Below are 21,126 nucleotides of genomic sequence, written 5' to 3' on the forward strand. Positions count from 1 at the left end.
GGAAAACACGGCCCGGGGCTTAACTGTCCGGGGCATGGCTGCACGCTCAGTAGACTTGGTGTGTGGCAGATCCAGCGAGCTACCGGCCCCAGACCGGTGAAATTCCGACCAATCCGGGCGTGTACCGCTTCCGGGACCCGCACGGGCGGGTCATCTACGTCGGCAAGGCCAAGAACCTCCGTTCGCGGCTGAACTCGTACTTCGCCAACCCGGCGGGGCTGCTTCCCAAAACCTATGCAATGGTCCACACGGCCAGCAGCGTCGAGTGGACCGTCGTCGGCAGCGAGCTCGAGTCGCTGCAGCTTGAATACACCTGGATCAAGGAATTCAAGCCCCGTTTCAATGTGATGTTCCGGGATGACAAGAGCTACCCCTACCTCGCCGTCTCCATGGGGGAGAAGTACCCCCGGGTCCAGGTCCTGCGCGGGGATCGCCGCAAGGGCACCCGCTATTTCGGCCCCTACACCGCCGGGGCCATCCGGGACACCATGGACACCCTGCTGCGCGTCTTCCCGGTCCGCAGCTGCAGCGCCGGTGTCCTGAAACGGGCCGAAGCCAGCGGCAGGCCCTGCCTGCTCGGCTACATCGACAAGTGCGCCGCGCCGTGCGTCGGGCGCATCTCCGCCGAGGACCACCGCGCACTGGCCGAGGATTTCTGCACGTTCATGGGCGGTGAGGCCAAGCCGTTCGTCACCCGGCTGGAAAAGGACATGGCCGCCGCCGTGGCGGAATTGGACTACGAGCGGGCCGCGCGGATCCGTGACGACATCGTCGCGCTCAAGAAAGTCTTCGAACGCAACGCCGTCGTCCTGGCCGAGGGCACGGACGCCGACGTCTTCGCCCTGCACGAGGACGAACTCGAAGCCGCCGTGCAGGTCTTCCACGTCCGGGGCGGCCGGATCCGCGGCCAGCGCGGCTGGGTGGTCGAAAAGGTCGAGGACACCACCACCCCGGATCTCGTTGAACACCTGCTCCAGCAGGTCTATGGCGAGGAAGCAGGCCTCGAAGGCAGGCTGCCGCGGGAGGTTCTTGTCCCGGTGGAGCCCAGCAACGCCGGGGAACTGGGGCTCTGGCTCAGCGGGCTGCGCGGAGCCCGCGTGGACATCCGGGTGCCCCGCCGCGGCGACAAGGCCGCACTCCTGTCCACCGTCCGGGACAACGCCGAGCACGCCCTTAAGCTGCACAAATCCCGGCGCGCCGGCGATCTGACCATGAGGTCCCAGGCGCTCCAGGAACTGCAGGAGGCCTTGGAACTGCCGGTCGCGCTGCTGCGGATCGAATGCTTCGACATCTCGCACGTCCAGGGCACCAACGTGGTCGGTTCCATGGTGGTGGTCGAGGACGGCCTGCCGAAGAAGTCCGACTACCGGAAGTTCTCTGTCACGGGCGCCGCCGCCAACGACGACACCGCAGCCATGCACGACGTGCTGACCCGGCGCTTCCGGAACTACCTGCAGGAGCAGTCGGTCCAGGCCGACGCCGCCCGGCAGCCCGGCCACCAGGCCATGCTCAACGCCGCCGCGGACGCTGCCGTCGCCGGCACTCCTGCCACCACCACTGTGGCCGACACCACCACCCCGGCGCCGCGGACCAAGTTCGCTTACCCGCCCAACCTCGTGGTGGTCGACGGCGGCAAGCCCCAGGTCAACGCCGCCGCCCGCGCGCTGGCCGAACTGGGCATCGAGGATGTCTACGTCGTCGGGCTCGCCAAACGCCTCGAGGAGGTCTGGCTGCCGGACAGCGACTTCCCGGTGATCCTGCCGCGGGCCTCGGCCGGGCTGTACCTGTTGCAGCGCATCCGCGACGAGGCCCACCGCTTCGCGATCTCCTTCCACCGGCAGAAACGCGGCAAGGCGATGACGGTCTCCGCGCTGGACGGAGTTCCCGGCCTCGGGGAATCCAAGCGCAAAGCCCTGCTGGCCCGGTTCGGCTCGGTCAAAAGCATCAAAACGGCCAGTGTGGAGGAACTCACCGGCGCCAAGGGCATCGGGCCGTCCCTGGCCGCGGCGATTGTCCGGCACTTCACCGACGACGACGGCGACGCCGCCACCGTCCCCGCCATCAACATGACCACCGGCGAAATCCTCGAGACTTAGCTAGCACCGGCAAACTTAGCTAGGGTAAGGACTTGGGTAAACGGCATCCGCGGCAGGCATTCGCACCGCAACCGCCGCCCGGCGGGATCACCGCACAACAGCACAGCAGAACGGGGCTTCACTGATGGCAGAGTCGACGGCAGGATCCGGGACGGACACGGACGGTATGACACCGGTCAAACCCGTCGAGGCCGAACTGCTCGTAGTGACGGGCATGTCGGGAGCCGGCCGGAGCACTGCAGCGGACGCCTTGGAAGACCACGGCTGGTACGTCGTGGAAAACCTCCCCCCGCAGATGCTCGGCACGCTTGCGGAAATCGTGTCCCACGCGCCGGGTTCCATGTCCAAACTCGCCGTCGTGATGGACGTCCGCAGCAAGGAACTCTTCGCTGACATCCGCGCCGCCCTCCGCAATCTTGAAGCAAGCGGCGTCGGCTTCCGCGTATTGTTCCTTGACGCGGACGACGGCGTCCTGGTCCGGCGTTTCGAGCAGGGCCGGCGCCCCCACCCGCTGCAGGGCGGCGGCAGGATCCTCGACGGCATCGCCGCCGAACGCGAACTGCTCCACGAACTGCGCACCTCCGCCGACATCGTGCTGGACACGTCCTCGCTGAACGTCCACGGACTCGCCACCGCGATCACCGAACTGTTCAGCGAGACCGGTCCCGTGGCCCTCCGCCTCAACGTCATGAGCTTCGGCTTCAAGTACGGGCTGCCCGTGGACGCCAACTTCGTCGCCGACGCCCGCTTCATCCCCAACCCGCACTGGGTTCCGGCCCTCCGCCCGCACACCGGGCTGGACCAGGACGTCAGCGACTATGTACTGGAGGCCGAGGGCGTCAGCAACTTCGTGGAACGCTACGTGCTGGCACTCGAACCGGTCCTGGAAGGCTACCGCCGGGAGAACAAGCACTACGCCACCATCGCCGTCGGCTGCACCGGCGGCAAGCACCGCTCCGTCGCCGTCGCCGTCGAACTGTCCCGCCGGCTGGCGCAGTACCCGCGCGTCACCGTGACCACCACCCACCGGGACCTGGGCCGCGAATAATGGCGCTGCTCACCGGTCCGCTGCCGCTCGTTCCGCCGGCCAGTGCGGTCCTGGCCAGCCAGCAGGACAAAGGTCCGTCCGTCGTCGCGCTCGGCGGCGGGCACGGACTCTCCGCCTCCCTGTCGGCGCTGCGCCTGCTCACCACCGAGCTGACCGCCGTCGTCACAGTCGCGGACGACGGCGGCTCCTCGGGACGGCTGCGCGAGGAGTACGGCGTCCTGCCGCCCGGCGACCTCCGGATGGCGCTCTCCGCGCTGTGCGATGACACGGACTGGGGCCGCACCTGGCGTGATGTTATGCAGCACCGCTTCACACCCGGCAAGGGCCGCGGCGGTTCCCTCGATGAACACGCTATGGGCAACCTGCTGATCGTGACGCTCTGGGAGCTCCTGGGCGACACCGTCGCCGGCCTGAAATGGGCCGGTGCGCTGCTCGGTGCCCGCGGTGAGGTCCTGCCGATGTCCAGTGTCCCCCTGACCATCGAGGGCCAGGTCCGCGTCACTGCCCCCGACGGCAGTTCGGCGCTGCAGACTATCGCCGGCCAGGCGAAATGCGCTGTTGCCGGCACGCTCGAGAGCGTCCGTCTGCTGCCCGAGGACGCGCCGGCCTGCATCGAGGCGCTCACCGCCATCGAACTGGCGGACTGGGTCATCCTGGGACCCGGGTCCTGGTACACGTCCGTGCTCCCGCACCTGCTGCTGCCGGAAATGCGCCAAGCGCTCTGCAACACGGCCGCCCGCCGCTGCCTCACTATGAACCTCGCCACGGACACCAAGGAGACCCTTGGAATGTCGGCCGCGGACCATCTGCGGGTGCTCAGGGACTATGCGCCGGACTTCACGATCGACGTGGTCCTGGCCGATCCGGCGTCCGTGACCGACCTCGCCGACTTCGAGCAGGCGGCCGGGATGCTCGGTGCCGAGGTGGTGTTGGGTAAAGTGGGGGCGTCGAGCCGCCGGCCGATCCACGACCCGCTGCGTCTGGCAACGGCGTACCACGACATTTTCGGGAACAGGTAGGAAAGGTGCCATGGCACTGACAGCATCAGTCAAGGAAGAACTTTCCCGGCTGGACATCAAGAAGTCCTCGGTCCGCAAGGCTGAAGTGTCCGCCATGCTTCGCTTCGCCGGGGGACTGCACATCATCTCCGGTCGGATCGTGATCGAGGCCGAGGTGGACCTCGCCTCGACCGCGCGGCGGCTGCGCGCCGCCATCGCCGAGGTCTACGGGCACCAGAGTGAAATCATCGTCGTGTCCGGCGGCGGCCTGCGCCGCGGCAGCCGCTACGTGGTCCGGGTGGTGCGCGACGGCGAGGCCCTCGCCCGCCAGACCGGCCTGCTGGACGCCCGGGGACGCCCGGTCCGTGGCCTGCCCTCGGTGGTGGTGAACGGTTCCGCCGCCGACGCCGAGGCCGTCTGGCGCGGCGCCTTCCTGGCCCACGGTTCCCTCACCGAGCCCGGCCGGTCCTCCGCCATGGAGGTCACGTGCCCGGGCCCCGAGTCGGCCCTGGCCCTCGTCGGGGCGGCCCGCCGCCTCGGAATCCAGGCCAAGGCCCGCGAGGTCAGGGGAGTGGACCGTGTTGTCATCCGTGACGGGGACACGATCGCCGCCCTGCTGACCCGGATGGGCGCCCACGACGCGCTCATGGTGTGGGAAGAGCGGCGGATGCGCAAGGAAGTCCGCGCCACCGCGAACCGGCTGGCCAACTTCGACGACGCCAACCTTCGGCGTTCTGCGCAGGCCGCCGTCGCTGCCGGCGCGCGCGTAGACCGTGCCCTGGAGATCCTCGGCGATGACGTCCCGGACCACCTGAAGTACGCCGGCGAACTCCGCGTGGCGCACAAACAGGCGAGCCTGGACGAGCTTGGCCGCCTCGCGGACCCGATCATGACAAAGGACGCCATCGCGGGGCGGATCCGCCGCCTGCTGGCAATGGCGGACAAACGCGCCCAGGACCTCGGCATCCCCGGCACGGAGGCCAATGTGACGCCGGAAATGCTGGACGAGTAGCCTCACACTGGAAACATCTGCAGAATCAGATCGGGCCGGCGGGAATACCTCGGGGGGACTGGAGGCTATTCCCACTGGATTCCGATCCAGAGACTTCCGGGTGCCACAACATCCGGATGCACAATCCGAGAGTTACCAAAACGGACAACCAGTCCACGACATTGGAGGATTTTGTGACCGAGTACGTACTGCCCGATCTCAGCTATGACTACGCCGCACTGGAACCGCACATTTCCGCGCGGATCATGGAGCTGCACCACAGCAAGCACCACGCCGCGTACGTCGCAGGCGCCAACAACGCACTGGCGCAGCTGGCCGAAGCCCGCGACAAGGGCGATTTCGCCAACATCAACCGCCTCTCCAAGGATCTGGCGTTCCACACCGGCGGCCACGTCAACCACTCGGTGTTCTGGAACAACCTCTCCCCGGACGGCGGCGACAAGCCCGAAGGCGAACTGGCAGCAGCCATCGACGACGCGTTCGGCTCCTTCGACGCGTTCCGCGCGCACTTCAGCGCAGCGGCCCTCGCCCTGCAGGGATCCGGCTGGGCGTTCCTGGCCTACGAGCCCATCGGCGGCAACCTCGTGATCGAGCAGCTCTACGATCAGCAGGGCAACGTCGCGGTGGGCACCACCCCGCTGCTGATGCTGGACATGTGGGAGCACGCCTTCTACCTGGACTACGTCAACGTCAAGGCCGACTACGTCAAGGCTTTCTGGAACATCGTCAACTGGGCCGACGTCGCCAAGCGCTTTGACGCCGCCCGCAAGAACGCCACCGGCCTCATCACGCTCTAAAACGCCGTGGGCGGCGGCTCCCAGAGTGTGCCGCCGGAAACCGGAACGTAACAAAGCTCACATTTGCCGCCCTGAGGCTCGAATAGTGGACGGTCTGCCCCCGCACTTGCGGGGGCAGACCAAGTTAAACGTAAGATAGGTCACGGAAGGCGGTTAGCCTTCAGCAATGTGGCTGGTCGCCCTCCGATCTGTTAATCATCTCTGCCCAATGGCGTGCGGGATCTGTTAGTTGGCTTGAGCGCCTTCTCAACTAGTCGTGCTTGCAAAGCACCAAGGAGACTGAAAACGTGACCACCCGTATTGGTATCAACGGCTTCGGCCGTATTGGCCGCAACTACTTCCGCGCCGCACTTGCCCAGGGGGCAGACCTTGAGATCGTGGCCGTCAACGACCTCACCAGCCCGGAAGCACTGGCCCACCTCTTCAAGTACGACTCCGTGGGCGGGCGCCTGCAGGAGACGATCGAGGTCAAGGACGGCAACATCGTCGTCGACGGAAAGACCGTCAAGGTCCTCGCCGAGCGCGATCCGGCCAAGCTGCCCTGGGGCGAGCTCGGCGTTGACATTGTCATCGAATCCACCGGTTTCTTCACGAAGGCCGCCGACGCGCAGAAGCACATCGATGCCGGCGCCAAAAAGGTCCTGATCTCCGCCCCCGCCTCTGATGAGGACATCACGATCGTGATGGGCGTCAACGACGGGCTATACGACCCCGCCGCGCACCACATCATCTCCAACGCCTCCTGCACCACCAACTGCCTCGGCCCGCTGGCCAAGGTGGTCAACGACGCCTTCGGCATCGAGCGCGGCCTGATGACCACCATCCACGCGTACACGGCCGACCAGAACCTGCAGGACGGCCCACACAAGGACCTCCGCCGCGCCCGTGCCGCCGCCATCAACATGGTCCCCACCTCCACCGGTGCGGCCAAGGCAATCGGCCTGGTCCTGCCGGAACTGAAGGGCAAGCTGGACGGCTACGCCATCCGCGTTCCCGTCCCCACCGGTTCCGCAACGGACCTGACCGTTACCGTCTCCCGTGAAACCACCGTCGAGGAAGTCAACGCCGCCCTCAAGGCAGCCTCCGAGTCCGCCGAGCTCAAGGGCCTGCTGACTTACACCGACGAGCCGATCGTCTCCTCGGACATCGTCGGTGACCCGGCCTCGTCCATCTTCGACTCGGGCCTGACCAAGGTGATCGGCAACCAGGTCAAGGTTGTTTCCTGGTATGACAACGAATGGGGCTACTCCAACCGCCTCGTGGACCTCACGGAGCTCGTCGCAGCCAAGCTGGGCTAGGGTAAGACTCATGACATTCCACACCCTCAACGAACTGATCGCTGATGGTGTCCGCGGGCGGTACGTTCTGGTCAGAAGTGACCTGAACGTGCCGCTCGACGGCTCTACAGTGACTGACGACGGCCGCATCAAGGCCTCCCTGCCAGTGCTGGCGAAGCTCACGGACGCCGGTGCCCGCGTGCTGGTCACAGCACACCTTGGCCGCCCGAAGGGCGCCCCTGAAGACAAGTACTCGCTCAAGCCCGCCGCGTCGCGGCTGGCGGAGCTTGCCTCGTTCAAGGTCTCCCTCGCCGAAGACACGGTCGGCGAGTCCGCCAAGGAACTGGCCGCCGCGCTGCAGGACGGTGAAGTCCTCATCCTCGAAAACGTCCGCTTCGACGCCCGGGAAACATCCAAGGACGACGCCCAGCGCGGCGCGTTCGCGGATGAGCTGGTTTCCCTGACCGGCAGCAACGGCGCCTTCGTGGATGACGCCTTCGGCGCCGTGCACCGCAAGCATGCCAGCGTGTACGACGTCGCCACGCGGCTGCCGTCCTATCAGGGCGATCTGGTGCGCACCGAGGTCGAGGTGCTGCGGAAGCTCACCACCGACACGCAGCGCCCCTACGTTGTGGTGCTGGGCGGTTCCAAGGTCTCCGACAAGCTCGCGGTGATCGACAACCTCATCGGCAAGGCAGACACCATCCTGGTGGGCGGCGGCATGCTGTTCACCTTCCTCGCAGCCGCCGGCCACAAGGTGGCGGGCAGCCTGCTGGAAGAGGACCAGATCCCCGTTGTCCAGGACTACCTCAAGCGCGCCGCGGACGCCGGGACTGAATTCGTGGTTCCCACCGACGTCGTCGTGGCCAGCAAGTTCGCCGCCGACGCCGACCACGAAACGGTGCGTGCCGACGCGATCGAAGGCAGCAGCTTCGGAAGCCAGGGCATCGGCCTGGACATCGGTCCGGAGTCGGCCGCTGCCTTCGCGGACCGGATCAAGGGCGCCAAGACGGTGTTCTGGAACGGCCCCATGGGCGTCTTTGAGTTCGCGGCGTTCGCCGCCGGCACCCGGGCCATCGCGCAGGCGCTCACCGAAACAGCGGCTTTCACCGTTGTGGGCGGCGGCGACTCCGCCGCAGCGGTCCGGACCCTCGGCTTCGCCGACGACCAGTTCGGGCACATTTCCACCGGCGGCGGGGCCAGCCTCGAGTACCTCGAAGGCAAGGAACTCCCCGGCCTGAGCGTCCTGGACCGGTAGATACCTCCAGCCGGCAGGGCGCCCGGTTCCACCACGGGCGCCCTGCCGGCTGTTTCACTGCTACGAACTTTTTGGAGACCACGTGACTACGTCAACCAACGGCAAATTCGACCGCACGCCCTTCATTGCGGGCAACTGGAAGATGAACATGGACCACGTCCAAGGCATCACCCTCCTGCAGAAACTGGCCTGGACCCTGTCCGACGCCAAGCACGACTACAGTCGGGCGGAGGTGGCCGTCTTCCCGCCGTTCACCGATCTCCGCGGCGTCCAGACCCTGGTCCAGGGCGATGAACTGAAGATCGTCTACGGCGGCCAGGACCTCTCCCAGTTCGATTCGGGTGCCTACACGGGCGACATCTCCGGGCAGTTCCTCGCCAAGCTCGGCTGCAGCTACGTCCTGGTCGGCCACAGCGAACGCCGCACCATCCATCACGAGTCGGACGACGTGCTGAACGCCAAGACGAAGGCCGCCTTCCGGCACGGCATCACTCCGGTGCTGTGCGTCGGAGAAGGCCTGGAAATCCGCCAGGCGGGCACCCATGTGGATCACACGCTCGCCCAGCTACGTGCCGGCGTCGAGGGCCTCACAGCTGAGCAGGCTGCCGAACTCGTCGTCGCCTATGAGCCCGTGTGGGCCATCGGAACCGGCGAAGTCGCCGGCCCGGAGGACGCCCAGGAAATGTGCGCCGCCATCCGTGCCGAGCTCTCCACTCTCTTCGGCGCGGACGTCGCCGGCAAGACCCGCCTCCTCTACGGCGGTTCGGTCAAGGCCAACAACGCGGCGTCGATTCTCAAGGAACGCGACGTGGACGGATTGCTTGTCGGAGGTGCCAGCCTGGACGCCGCCGAGTTTGCTAATATTGTCAGGTTCGAGAGTCACCTGCTGACGGATTAGTCCGGACACTGTCGTGGCCCCCGCAATCCAAATCTTCTGAAAGGCCGTCGTGGACGTTCTTCATGTCATTCTGCAGGTTCTCCTTGGGATCACCAGCCTCCTGCTGACCTTGCTCATTCTGCTCCACAAGGGCCGTGGTGGCGGACTGTCCGACATGTTCGGCGGCGGCATGAGCTCCGGACTCAGCTCCTCCGGTGTGGCCGAGCGCAACCTCAACCGCTTCACCATCATTCTCGGTGTCACCTGGGGCCTTGTGATCATCGGCCTTGGGCTGATCATGCGGTTCAGTGGCGGCGGAGACTCCTAGCCGTACCGTCTTTCAAAAACTTCATAACGGGTCCTTGTGGCCCTCCCGGCATCGGGAACTCCGAACTACACTGTGGCTGACTGCACGCTCATTCCGTCCGCCAAGTAGCCAGGAGTTCCCGATGCTGCATTCCGCCTCCGGTTTCCGGGGCATCCGAGTAGGAGCCACCGAAGGGGCCGCGCCGCGCCACGAACCGCTCGACGGCGGCGCTGTCCGCACCCCGCGTATCCGCATCATCTACCTCTGCGGCAAGGGCCATGAGACCACGCTGGTGTTCGCCCAACTGCCCGACGACCAGATCCCCGGCGTCTGGGACTGCCGCCGCTGCGGCGGGACGGCCACCCGGGACGAGGCGCAGTTCGCCCTCGAGGACACGCCGGCGGACGGCTTCAAGAGCCACCTCGAATACGTTAAAGAACGGCGCTCCAGCCAGGACGCCGAAGACGTGCTGGCCGGAGCGCTCGAGAGGCTGCGGGCCCGCCGGGGCCTCCCGGAGGGATAGCCCGGAGGGATAGCCCAGAGGGATAGCCCAGCGGGATAGCCCAGCGGGATAGCGCAGCGGGATAACGCGGAAAGATAACGCAGCGGCTAGGAGAAGACAGCCGTTCCCGCTCAGCCCTTCCGGACCAGTTGTTCCGGCACCCGGGCAGCGGCGTTTTCGTCAATCAGCCAGAGTGTTTCGTTCCGGCCGCGCGGGCCGGCGGCCGGCACCTGCACCGGGTTGGCTCCCGCGAGGGCCAGGCCCACAGCCCCAGCCTTGTCCTCGCCGGCCACGACCATCCAGATTTCCGACGCCGTGTTGATGGCCGGCAGCGTGAGGGAGATCCGCAGCGGCGGGGGTTTGGGGGAGTTGCGGACCCCCACAACGGAGAGTTCCTTCTCCCGGATCCCGGCCTGCTCGGGGAAGAGCGACGCGACGTGCGCGTCGGGCCCGACGCCGAGCAGGACGATGTCGAAGCGGGGCAGGGCGGCCGGGTGCTCCGGGCGGTCATCGGACATGTCCGCAGCGTGTTCCGCGGCTGCCGCGTCACGGAGCCTCGCGGCATAGTCCGCGGCCGCGTCTTCGGGTGCACCAAACTCGTCAGCGGACCCGGGGACATGAATCCGTGCAGGGTCGGCCGGGATACGTGAGAGGAGCGCCTCGTGGGCCTGGCGGGCGTTGCGTTCCGGGTCGTCGGCTGCAACGAAGCGCTCATCGCCCCACCAGAAGTTGACCTTGGACCAGTCGACAGCGGAGAACGCCGGTGATTCGGCGACGGCCTTGAGCGAGCCGATGCCCATCGACCCTCCGGTAAGTACCACCGTCGCCTCGCCGTATTTGTCCTGGATGTCCACCAGCTTGGTGATCAGGCGGGCCGCGATGGCAGCCATGAGGACGGTCGAGTCGGGATGGATGCTTACTCTGGGGTCAGCGCTCACTGGGACGGACACTCCTTAGATTGGTACGTGGCAGTCCAATAGTAATCACTTCGCCGAACACTTCGTCCGGATCGAGCCGGCGGAGCTCTTCGGCGAGGCAGTCCTTCAGGCTGCGGCGCGGCAGGGAGATGCGCTGGACGGGCTGGCCGGGCTGGGTCAGCTCCGCCACGGTGAGGCCGGGCCGGAAGAGCTGGACGTCGCCGGCCGTCCGGGTGAGCCGCACGCGCCGGATCCCGGTCCCTGCGGGGTCAGCGACGATCGTGACCGGCGCGTCGAGCGCCAGCGTGAGCCAGGCCGCGAGCAGGATGGTGCTGGGGGAGTCCGAGGCGCCTTCGACGGCGACGGCGGTGACGGGCGAGCCGTCCACCTGGTCCAGGACCGCTGCCAGCTGGATCCGCCAGTTGGTCAGGCGGGTCCAGGCGAGGTCCGTGTCGCCGGCCTTGTAGGTGCGGCGGATGTTTTCCAGCGCCCCTTGCGGGTCGGCCTCGTTGGCCGAGTCGGTGATCCGCCGGTGCGCGATCCGCCCGATCGACGTCTCGCAGGCGTTCTTGGGCGCACCATGGGGCCACCAGGCCACGATCGGCGCGTCCGGCAGCAGCAGGGCCGCGACGAGGGATTCGCTTTCCTCCGCGAGTTCACCGTAGCCGCGGAGCAGGATGACCTCGGACGCCCCGGCGTCGCCGCCCACCCGGATCTGCGCGTCGAGCCGGGTCGGGGCGCTGGCCCCGGCGTCGGCGAGGACGATGATCCGGCAGGGGTGCTCGCGGCTGGCCTCGTTGGCGGCCTCGATGGCTTCCTCTTCGAGGCCGGACTTGGTGACGACCACGAGGGTCAGCACCCGGCCCAGGGCAATCACGCCGCCCTGCTCGCGCAGCGCCATGATCTTCTTGGAGATCTTGGAGGTGGTGGTATCGGGAAGATCTACGATCATGGCCTTCTCCAGGTTCGTCCGTCACGGGCAAGCAACTCGTCGGCGGAGGCGGGCCCCCAGCTTCCGGGTACGTATGGCTCGGGCTGTTCATTGAGGCTGGCCCAGTACTCCTCGAACGGATCCAGGATCTTCCAGGACAGCTCCACCTCGGCGTGCCGGGGGAACAGCGGCGGCTCTCCCAGGAGCACATCGAGGATGAGTCGTTCGTAGGCCTCAGGGCTGGACTCCGTGAAGGAGTGCCCATAGCCGAAGTCCATGGTCACGTCACGGACCTCCATCTGCGTGCCGGGAACCTTGGACCCGAAGCGGATGGTGGCGCCTTCATCGGGCTGGACCCGGATCACCACGGCGTTCTGGCCGAAGTCGTCCTCGCCGTGGTCGGTGAAGAGCAGGTTGGGGGCGCGTTTGAGCACCACCGCGATCTCGGTCACCCGGCGGCCCAGCCGTTTGCCGGCGCGCAGGTAGAACGGCACCCCGGACCAGCGGCGGGTGTTGATGTCGACCCGGATCGCGGCGAACGTCTCCGTCTTCGAATCGGCGGGGATGCCGTCCTCCTCCAGGTATCCCACGACCTTTTCGCCGCCCTGCCAGCCGCCGGTGAACTGCCCGCGGGCCGAGTGGGTGGAGAGATCATCGGGGAGCCGTACGGCGGCGAGGACCTTTTCCTTCTCGGCCCGGAGGTCATCGGCGTTGAAGGAAATTGGCTCCTCCATGGCGGTCAGCGCCAGGAGCTGCAGCAGGTGGTTCTGGATGACGTCGCGGGCCGCGCCCACGCCGTCGTAATACCCCGCCCGGCCGCCGGTGCCGATGTCCTCGGCCATGGTGATCTGGACATGGTCAACGTAATTTGCGTTCCAGAGCGGCTCAAAGAGCTGGTTGGCGAAGCGCAGCGCCAGGATGTTCTGCACCGTTTCTTTGCCGAGGTAGTGGTCGATCCGGAACACGGCGTCCTGCGGGAAGACCGATTCCACGATGTCGTTGAGCTGGCGCGCGGACTCGAGGTCGTGGCCGAAGGGCTTCTCAATGACCACGCGCCGCCACTTGTCGCCCTCGGCCTGGGCCAGGCCGTGCTTGGACAGCTGCCGGCAGACCAGCTCGAACGCGTTCGGCGGGATGGACAGGTAGAACGCGTGGTTGCCGCGTGTTCCCCGCTGCTCATCGAGTTCGTCGATCGTTTCGGACAGCCGCTTGAAGGCGTCGTCGTCGTCGAACTCGCCCTGCACGAAGCGGATGCCCTTCGCGAGCTGCTCCCACACCGTTTCATCAAACGGAGTGCGGGCGTAGGTCTTGACGGCCTCCTTCACCTCGGCCGCGAAGTCCTCGTTGTCCCACTCCCGGCGGGCGAAGCCCACCAGGGCAAAGCTCGGCGGCAGCAGCCCGCGGTTAGCCAGGTCGTACACGGCCGGCATGAGTTTCTTGCGTGCGAGGTCCCCCGTGACCCCGAACAGGACCAGTGACGACGGTCCCGCAATACGGTTCAGGCGCCGGTCACGGGGGTCCCGGAGCGGATTGCGCCCCCGGCCGGCCGTGTTCCTGCCGCCGTTGAGTTTTTCTGGCATGGTTGCGTTGGTGCCTTAGCTTTCGGTGGAGGGAACAGCCTGGCCGGCCAGCGTGGCGACAAGGTCCTGCAGCTGGCGGACGCCGGCTGCCCGGTCCGTGAGGTGCAGGCGGAGGACCGGACGGCCGTGATCGGACAAGACCTGCGCGTCGCCGGCGGCCTGGGCCGAGATCAGCTCGCCGAAGCTGAAGGGACGGTCAGGGATGGCCAGGTCGGCGGCGGCCGCGGCCGTCACCTGCAGGAAGACGCCGATCGCGGGTCCGCCCTTGTGGAACTGCCCGGTGGAGTGGAGGAAGCGCGGGCCCCAGCCGAACGTCACCGGACGGCCGCTGACGGCTGCCAGCTGGTCCCGGACGCCTTCCAGCGGAGCGTACGCGAGCCGGTCGAAGTAGGCCTGGACACTCAGGTAGCTGTCCGGTCCGAGCTCGCCCAGCAAGGCGCTGACCGCCCCGGCCGCGGTGGTGGCGGAGCCAAGCCAGTCGCCGCCGCGGACCTCGATGGCGCCGTCGGTGAACGCTGCGGGCGTCGGTTCCGGCTGGGCGTCCAGCAGCCCGCGGGCGGCCACCTTGGCGGCCTCGACGTCGGGCTGGTCGTAGGGGTTGATGCCCAGCAGGCGCCCCGCTACAGCGGTGGCGAACTCCCACGTCATCATCTGGGTGGGCAGGCCGCCGGCGATCGCGACCTCGTTCTCGCCGAGTTCGACGTCGGCGTCCGCGGCGACGAGCCGGACCACCAGGACATCGGGGGCGCCCAGCGCGGCTTCCGGCGACGCCGGGCCGGCAACGACCGGGAGTACGCCGGTGCCGAGCTTGCCGGTGGATTCCGCGATGAGCTGTTCGGCCCAGTCGGCGAAGCCCTTGATGCCTGAGCCGTCCTCGGCGATGACAATTTTGTCGCGCAGCGGATTCGTGCCGCCCAGCGCCGCACCGAGGGCCAGGCCGATGTTCTCCTCGCCGTCCTCGTTGAGGACCTCGGCAGCCTCCTCCGCTTCGTCCAGGAACGCCTGGATGTCCACGCCGGCCAGGCCGCACGGCACCATCCCGAACGCGGTGAGCGCCGAGTAGCGGCCGCCGACATTGGGATCGGCGTTGAAGACGGCGCGGTACCCGGCCTCGCGGGCGGCCTTGTCCAGCGGTGAACCCGGATCGGTGACAATGATGATCCGGCTCTTCGCATCGAGGCCGGCCTCGGTGAAGGCGTGCTCGAAGATCCGGCGCTGCGAGTCCGTCTCCAGGGTGGAGCCGGATTTCGAGGACACCACGATCGCCGTTTCGGCCAGCCGGTCCGCGAGGGCGGCGGCGACCTGTTCCGGGTCCGTGCTGTCCAGCACGGTCAGCTCGACGCCGGCGGTTCCGGCGATGACCTCGGGGGCCAGTGAGGATCCGCCCATTCCGCACAAGACGATCCGGCTGACTCCGTCGGCCCGCAGGGCTTCACGGAGGGCGAGGATGTCCGCCACGAGCGGCTGGGAGACTGTGGCCGCCTCGACCCACCCGAGCCGGACGGACGCTTCGGCCTCGGCGTCTGGGCCCCACAGGGTGGGGTCCTTGGCGAAGATCCGGCTGGCGACCTTGTCCTCCAGCAGGGCGGGCAGGTGCTGTTCGTGGGCCAGGCGTGCGGCGCCCGTGGCGTCGTAGCTGAGAGTGGTCATGGGGACTATGCGTCCTTCCGTGCAGCGGCGAGGGCGCCCTCGACGTCGGCCAGCAGTTCCTTCCAGCTTGCCACGAACTTGTCGAGGCCTTCGGACTCGAGCACCGCGACGACCTCGTTGTAGGAGATGCCGAGGGCATCGAGGGCGTTCAGCGTGGCGTTGGCGTCGTCATAACCGCGGGTGATCGTGTTGCCCGTGACGGTGCCGTGGTCGAACGTGGCGTCGAGGGTCTTCTCCGGCATGGTGTTCACCACGCCGGGGGCGACGAGTTCCGTGACGTACAGCGTGTCCGGGTACGCCGGGTCCTTGACCCCGGTGGAGGCCCACAGCGGACGCTGGGGGAGTGCGCCGGCGTCGGCCAGGAGGGCCCAGCGTTCGGTGGAGAAGAGCTCCTCGTAGACCTGGTAGGCGAGCCGGGCGTTGGCCAGGCCGGCCTTGCCCTTGAGGGCGCGGGCTTCGTCGGTGCCGATCGCGTCGAGGCGCTTGTCGATTTCGGAGTCCACGCGGGAGACGAAGAAGGACGCCACCGAGTGGATCCGGGAGAGGTCGTGGCCGTTGTCCTTGGCCTGCTCCAGGCCGGACTGGAAGGCGTTGATGACGGCGCGGTAGCGTTCCAGCGAGAAGATCAGCGTGACGTTGACGCTGATGCCTTCGGCCAGGGTCGCCGTGATGGCTTCGAGGCCCTCCAGGGTCGCCGGGATCTTGATGTGGACGTTGTCCTTGTTGACCTTCTTGTACAGGTGCTTGGCTTCGGCGATGGTGCCGGCGGTGTCCCAGGCGAGGCGCGGGTCAACTTCGATGGACACGCGGCCGTCAACACCCTTGGTGGCGGCTGCGACGGGGGCGAACAGTTCGCAGGCGTCGGCCACGTCGGTGGTGGTGATCTCGAAGACGGTTTCTTCGACCGTGGCGCCGGCGGCGGCCTGGGCGGCGATGATCGCGTCGTAGTCGTGGCCCGTGGTGATGGCGGCGTGGAAGATGCTGGGGTTCGTGGTGACACCGACAACGTTCTTCTCTTCAATCAGCTTGCGCAGCGTGCCCGTGCTGAGACGGCCGCGGGACAGGTCATCGAGCCAGATGGAGACACCGGCGTCGGAGAGCAACTGCGTGGGGGTCGCGGTGGGGGTGGTGGTCATGGTCACTCCTGAAGTCTGGGGCCGCCGCCGACAGGTGGCGGCGGCCCGGAAAGCGTTGAGTTTGGGTCAGGCCGGAAGTCCGGCGAGGGATTCCTTGGCGGCGGCGGCAACGGCCTCCGCGGTGATGCCGAATTCCTGGAACAGTCGCTTGTAGTCCGCCGACGCGCCGTAGTGCTCGAGGGAGACGGAACGGCCGGCGTCGCCGACGAATTCCCTCCAGCCCAGCGAGAGCCCGGCTTCGACCGATACACGCGCCTTGACTGCAGCCGGGAGCACCGCTTCGCGGTAGGCGGCGTCCTGCTTGTTGAACCACTCCACGCACGGCATGGAGACGACGCGGGTGGGGATACCTTCGGCCTGGAGCGCTTCGCGGGCGTTGACGGCCAGCTGCACCTCCGAGCCGGTGCCGATGAGGATGACCCGGGCCTCGGCGGTCTTGCCGTTGGCCGAGGCTTCGGCCAGGACGTAGCCGCCCTTCGCGACGCCGGCGGTGGAGCCGAACGTGTCGCCGTCGGCGTCGCCGGTTCCGCGGGCGTAGGTAGGGATGTTCTGGCGGGTCAGGACGATGCCGGCCGGGTTCTCGTGGTTCTCGAGCATGACCTTCCACGCGGCCGCGACCTCGTTGGCGTCGCCCGGGCGGACGACGTCCAGGCCCGGGATGGCGCGGAGCGAGGCAAGCTGCTCAACGGGCTGGTGGGTGGGTCCGTCTTCGCCGAGGCCGATCGAGTCGTGCGTCCAGACGTACAGCGACGGGACGCCCATGAGCGCGCCGAGGCGGATCGCGGGGCGCTGGTAGTCGCTGAAGATCAGGAAGGTGCCCGAGAAGGCGCGGGTGCGGCCGTGCAGGCTGATGCCGTTGACGATCGAGGCGGCGGCGTGTTCGCGGATGCCGAAGTGCAGCACGCGGCCGTAGGGGTTGCCCTTCCAGGCCTCCGTGGAGCGCGAGGCCGGGATGAACGACGGCGAACCCTCGATCGTGGTGTTGTTCGACTCGGCGAGGTCGGCCGAGCCGCCCCACAGTTCCGGCATGACCGGGCCGATCGCGTTCAGGACCTTACCGGAGGCGGCCCGGGTGGAGACGTCCTTGCCGGCTTCGAAGACCGGGAGGGCGGAGTCGAGCTCGGCCGGGAGCTTGCGGGCCTCGACACGCTCCAGCAGGGCGGCGGCCTCGGGGTTGTTGGACTGCCAGGCTTCGAAGGTCTCCTGCCATGCGCTGCGGACGGCCGCGCCGCGGTCCACGGCCGCACGGGCGTGGGCCAGGACGTCGTCGTCCACCTGGAAGGACCGCTCGGGGTCGAAGCCGAGGACCTTCTTCAGCGCGGCGACTTCCTCGGACCCGAGGGCCGAGCCGTGGATTTTGCCGGTGTTCTGCTTCTTCGGGGCCGGGTAGCCGATGATGGTGCGCAACGAGACGATGGAGGGCTTGCCCGTCTCGGCCTTGGCGGCCAGCAGGGCGGCGTGCAGTTCCTGCACGTCCTCCTTGTACTCCCCAGTGCGGGTCCAGTCGACGCGCTGGACGTGCCAGCCGTAGGCTTCGTAGCGCTTCAGGACATCCTCGGTGAAGGCGATGTCGGTGTCGTCCTCGATCGAGATGTGGTTCTCGTCGTAAATCACCACGAGGTTGCCGAGCTCCTGGTGTCCGGCGAGCGAGGACGCCTCGGACGTGACACCTTCCTGGAGGTCGCCGTCGGACGCGATGACCCAGACGGTGTGGTCGAACGGGCTGGTGCCCTCGGCGGCGTCGGCGTCGAACAATCCGCGCTGGCGGCGCTGGGAGTACGCGAAGCCGACGGCGGATGCCAGGCCCTGGCCCAGCGGGCCGGTGGTGATTTCGACGCCCTTGGTGTGCTTGTACTCCGGGTGGCCCGGGGTCAGCGAGCCCCAGGTGCGCAGCGACTCAAGGTCCTTCAGTTCCAGGCCGTAGCCGGAGAGGAAGAGCTGGATGTACAGCGTCAGGGAGGTGTGGCCGGGGGAGAGGACGAACCGGTCGCGTCCCAGCCAGTCGGGGTTCTGCGGGTCGTGCCGCATCAGCTTCTGGAAGAGCAGGTAAGCGGCCGGAGCCAGGCTCATCGCGGTGCCGGGGTGGCCGTTACCGACCTTCTCGACGGCGTCGGCGGCCAGGACACGGATGGTGTCCACGGCGCGCTGGTCCAAGCTGGTCCATGACAGTTCTTGCTCTTCCAAATGTGGCACGAAAACCGGGCCCCTCTCTGTGCTGACGGCAGAGGTCTGGTCAGTCCCGCCCGGGGCACAGTTCGGTGCCCGCTGCGGTACGTACCAGCCGTTCACCATCGAAACGTTGATCTATCATTCAGTCGCGTGTGCAAACGCACCTCCGCAGATACTGCAGAAAGCCGGGCGGCCGTTTTTGGCCGTGGTCGTACACGCTGATCTGCTGACAGCTTAGCCCCATTCCGCCTGCCTGGTGCTGTATATCTCACCAATTGGACGGGTTTTACGCTTATATGAATCACCGGTGTCCGCGACAGCGGTGAGCCTGCGTTTACCTGTTCGAATCATGCCGCTGCAGCGGCGGGGGTTCACGGGACGCCTCGTCGCGCGCCCGCACGGTATGATGGTTCGTGGCTACCAACGGGGCGAGGGACACGCCCGTCCGCTGCGCGCGGACCCCTCCGAAATGCAACCCGCGTTGCTGAACCAGCCGGACTGAACAGCCAGACAGAACAGAGTGACTGCCACCGTGAGCACAACAGATACGCCGCTGACCGCTTCGCCCATCCGCGGAAGAATCGGCTTCGGCCGCAAAGCCAAGGCCTATCTGGCGCTCACAAAACCCCGTGTCATCGAACTCCTGCTGGTCAGCACCCTGCCGACCATGATCTACGCGGAGCGCGGTTTCCCGTCGATCGGTCTGATTCTGGCGACCCTCGTGGGCGGTGCCTTCGCCGCCGGCAGCGCCGGCGCGTTCAACTGCTACCTTGACCGCGACATCGACAAGCTGATGCACCGCACGGAGAACCGTCCCCTGGTCACGGGTGAGGTCACACCGCGCGAAGCGCTGGTCTTCTCGTGGCTCCTGGGAGCGGCGGCCATCGCGATCCTCTGGTTCGGGGCGAACCCGCTCGCCGCCTGGCTTGGGCTGGGGGCGATTGTCTTCTACGTGGTCATTTACACGATGATCCTCAAGCGCCGCACGGCCCAGAACATCGTCTGGGGCGGGGCGGCCGGATGCTTCCCCGTGCTCATTGCCTGGGCCGCCGTGACCAACACGGTCGAGTGGCCCGCGATCGTCCTGTTTATGGTCATCTTCCTCTGGACCCCGCCGCACTACTGGCCGCTGTCCATGCGGTACGGCGAGGACTACCGCAACGCCAACGTGCCGATGCTCGGGGCGATCGCCGGCGCCAAGGTGGTCTCGGTCCAGGTTGTCCTGTACGCGTGGGCCATGGTGGCGTGCTCGCTGCTGCTGGTACCGGCCGGTGGCGCCGGATGGGTCTACACCGTGACCGCCGTGCTCGCGGGCGCCTGGTTCCTCTACGAATCGCATGCGCTGTACAACCGCGCGCAGGCCGGCGACGTGTCCAACAAGGGCGCCATGAAGGTCTTCCACGGCTCCATCAGCTACCTGACCTTGCTCTTCATCGCCCTCGCCGTCGACCCGTTCGTCGGCTCCGCCATCATGGGCGGCTAGGCAGGCGGCACGCACTCCCCGAGACAAGACAGAAGCACCCCGGCCCAATCGGACCGGGGTGCTTCTGTCTGTTGACAGTGCTGTGACTCAATCCGGGGGGCAGCGTCCGGCCGGAGCGGCCAGCCTGAGTGGCCGGCCTACTTGACCGGGCTGCTGCGGGCCAGGTCGGCGGCGTTCGTTGCCGCGCTCATCAGCAGGGCCGACCCCAGCATGTGCGCCCCCACCAGGAGCGCCGGGATGCCGTTGTAGTACTGCGTGAATCCGATGACGGCCTGCAGCACCGTGACGCCCAGGAGCATGACGACGGCGGTCCTGAACGGGCCGGTGATCCGGTCCCGGAGGACGAGGTACAGCGCGAACAGCGCCCCTGCGGTGACCAGGTACGCCGGGACGGCGTGGATGTGCGAGAAGAGGTCCCAGTCCAGGTTGTTGCGCGGCGCGTCGGCGTCGCCTGCGTGCGGGCCGGCGCCGGTGACCACCACCCCCAGGCACACGGCCAGGGCGGAGAACAGCGCGACGGCGGTCATCAGCGGGCGCGCGACGCCCGGCAGGGCAGGCAGTTCGGCCACCCGGAACTTCCCCGTCCGCCCGTAGGCCCGGTTGACCAGCAGGGTGGCCACGACCACAAGGGCCATCGAGACCAGGAAGTGCAGCCCCACTACCCAGGGGTTCAGCTGGGTAAGCACGGTGATGCCGCCGATGATGGCCTGCGCCGGAATGCTGGCGAGCAGTGCCAGGGCCAGCAGGAAGAGGTCGCGGCGTTCCCTGCGGAGGTTCCACAGGTACACCAGCATCGTCACGGCGATGGCCGCCAGGGCGAAGGTCAGCAGGCGGTTGCCGAATTCGATGATGCCGTGGATCCCCATTTCCGGGGTGTTCACGAGCGAGGCGTCGGTGCAGCGCGGCCACGTGGGACAGCCCAGGCCCGAGGCGGTGAGGCGGACGGCGCCACCGGTCACGATCAGCATCGTCTGGCCGATCAGGGACAGCACCGCCAGCCGCTTCACTGTCTTGTCGACGGTGACGGGCAGCCAGGCGATGGTCCGGGTAGCGGTCCGGGGAGGGCGGGAGGCCGTGCTCACAGTTTT

The 21,126-nt window shown here is 67.5% G+C and carries 18 protein-coding genes; 11 read left to right on the top strand and 7 right to left on the bottom strand.

Annotation, left to right across the window (positions count from 1 at the left end; all coding sequences use genetic code 11):
- The first annotated feature begins 62 nt into the window (after positions 1–62).
- The 10 genes from uvrC to ASE96_RS18530 all read left to right on the top strand — a co-directional run bounded on the left by uvrC (position 63) and on the right by ASE96_RS18530 (position 10,193).
- Complete coding sequence (gene uvrC / locus ASE96_RS18485) at positions 63–2,096, top strand: excinuclease ABC subunit UvrC (protein ID WP_056433955.1); 2,034 nt, start codon at positions 63–65, stop codon at positions 2,094–2,096.
- 124 nt (positions 2,097–2,220) lie between these two features.
- Positions 2,221–3,144: an RNase adapter RapZ gene (rapZ, locus tag ASE96_RS18490; RefSeq protein ID WP_056433957.1), complete on the top strand. Its 924-nt coding sequence runs from the start codon at positions 2,221–2,223 to the stop codon at positions 3,142–3,144.
- The gene (locus tag ASE96_RS18495) at positions 3,144–4,163 is read left to right on the top strand and encodes a gluconeogenesis factor YvcK family protein (protein ID WP_056433961.1); all 1,020 of its coding nucleotides are present in this window, start codon (positions 3,144–3,146) and stop codon (positions 4,161–4,163) included. The genes rapZ and ASE96_RS18495 overlap by 1 nt, the downstream gene beginning before the upstream one ends.
- A 10-nt stretch (positions 4,164–4,173) precedes the next feature.
- Positions 4,174–5,154, top strand: coding sequence for a DNA-binding protein WhiA (whiA, locus tag ASE96_RS18500; protein ID WP_056433964.1), 981 nt, complete (start codon positions 4,174–4,176; stop codon positions 5,152–5,154).
- Between the two features lie 173 nt (positions 5,155–5,327).
- Positions 5,328–5,951 carry a superoxide dismutase gene (locus ASE96_RS18505; protein ID WP_056433967.1) on the top strand — a complete coding sequence of 208 codons (624 nt, stop codon included), beginning with the start codon at positions 5,328–5,330 and terminating at the stop codon, positions 5,949–5,951.
- Between the two features lie 287 nt (positions 5,952–6,238).
- Positions 6,239–7,249, top strand: a complete 1,011-nt coding sequence (gap, locus tag ASE96_RS18510; protein WP_056433969.1) for a type I glyceraldehyde-3-phosphate dehydrogenase — start codon at positions 6,239–6,241, stop codon at positions 7,247–7,249.
- A 10-nt stretch (positions 7,250–7,259) separates the two neighbouring features.
- Positions 7,260–8,486, top strand: a complete 1,227-nt coding sequence (locus ASE96_RS18515) for a phosphoglycerate kinase (RefSeq protein WP_056433971.1) — start codon at positions 7,260–7,262, stop codon at positions 8,484–8,486.
- An 82-nt stretch (positions 8,487–8,568) separates the two neighbouring features.
- Positions 8,569–9,384, top strand: coding sequence for a triose-phosphate isomerase (gene tpiA / locus ASE96_RS18520; protein WP_056433973.1), 816 nt, complete (start codon positions 8,569–8,571; stop codon positions 9,382–9,384).
- 49 nt (positions 9,385–9,433) lie between these two features.
- On the top strand, positions 9,434–9,691 hold the full coding sequence (gene secG / locus ASE96_RS18525) for a preprotein translocase subunit SecG (protein WP_056433976.1): 258 nt from the start codon (positions 9,434–9,436) through the stop codon (positions 9,689–9,691).
- A gap of 121 nt (positions 9,692–9,812) precedes the next feature.
- The gene (locus ASE96_RS18530; protein WP_056433979.1) at positions 9,813–10,193 is read left to right on the top strand and encodes an RNA polymerase-binding protein RbpA; all 381 of its coding nucleotides are present in this window, start codon (positions 9,813–9,815) and stop codon (positions 10,191–10,193) included.
- Positions 10,194–10,303: 110 nt separating this feature from the next.
- Here the strand turns inward: ASE96_RS18530 and pgl are convergent, their stop codons facing one another.
- From pgl to tkt, 6 genes are all read right to left on the bottom strand, one after another.
- Positions 10,304–11,110, bottom strand: a complete 807-nt coding sequence (gene pgl, locus ASE96_RS18535) for a 6-phosphogluconolactonase (RefSeq protein WP_056433982.1) — start codon at positions 11,108–11,110, stop codon at positions 10,304–10,306.
- The gene (locus ASE96_RS18540; RefSeq protein WP_056433984.1) at positions 11,100–12,041 is read right to left on the bottom strand and encodes a glucose-6-phosphate dehydrogenase assembly protein OpcA; all 942 of its coding nucleotides are present in this window, start codon (positions 12,039–12,041) and stop codon (positions 11,100–11,102) included. Before ASE96_RS18540 ends, pgl begins: the two co-directional genes overlap by 11 nt.
- Positions 12,038–13,600: a glucose-6-phosphate dehydrogenase gene (gene zwf, locus ASE96_RS18545; RefSeq protein WP_056433987.1), complete on the bottom strand. Its 1,563-nt coding sequence runs from the start codon at positions 13,598–13,600 to the stop codon at positions 12,038–12,040. The genes ASE96_RS18540 and zwf overlap by 4 nt, the downstream gene beginning before the upstream one ends.
- A 15-nt stretch (positions 13,601–13,615) precedes the next feature.
- Complete coding sequence (locus tag ASE96_RS18550) at positions 13,616–15,250, bottom strand: glucose-6-phosphate isomerase (RefSeq protein WP_056433991.1); 1,635 nt, start codon at positions 15,248–15,250, stop codon at positions 13,616–13,618.
- Between the two features lie 5 nt (positions 15,251–15,255).
- Positions 15,256–16,386, bottom strand: a complete 1,131-nt coding sequence (gene tal, locus ASE96_RS18555) for a transaldolase (protein ID WP_056433994.1) — start codon at positions 16,384–16,386, stop codon at positions 15,256–15,258.
- Positions 16,387–16,452: 66 nt separating this feature from the next.
- The gene (tkt, locus tag ASE96_RS18560; RefSeq protein ID WP_056434055.1) at positions 16,453–18,570 is read right to left on the bottom strand and encodes a transketolase; all 2,118 of its coding nucleotides are present in this window, start codon (positions 18,568–18,570) and stop codon (positions 16,453–16,455) included.
- A gap of 505 nt (positions 18,571–19,075) precedes the next feature.
- Here tkt and ASE96_RS18565 point away from each other — a divergent pair.
- The gene (locus ASE96_RS18565) at positions 19,076–20,038 is read left to right on the top strand and encodes a heme o synthase (RefSeq protein WP_056433998.1); all 963 of its coding nucleotides are present in this window, start codon (positions 19,076–19,078) and stop codon (positions 20,036–20,038) included.
- A 137-nt stretch (positions 20,039–20,175) separates the two neighbouring features.
- On the opposite strand, the gene ASE96_RS18570 is transcribed toward ASE96_RS18565, so the two are convergent.
- Entirely contained in the window at positions 20,176–21,120 is a 945-nt protein-coding gene (locus tag ASE96_RS18570) for a COX15/CtaA family protein (RefSeq protein WP_056434001.1), read from the bottom strand.
- Positions 21,121–21,126: the final 6 nt, after the last annotated feature.

Source organism: Arthrobacter sp. Leaf69, from assembly GCF_001422645.1.
Taxonomy (GTDB): domain Bacteria; phylum Actinomycetota; class Actinomycetes; order Actinomycetales; family Micrococcaceae; genus Arthrobacter.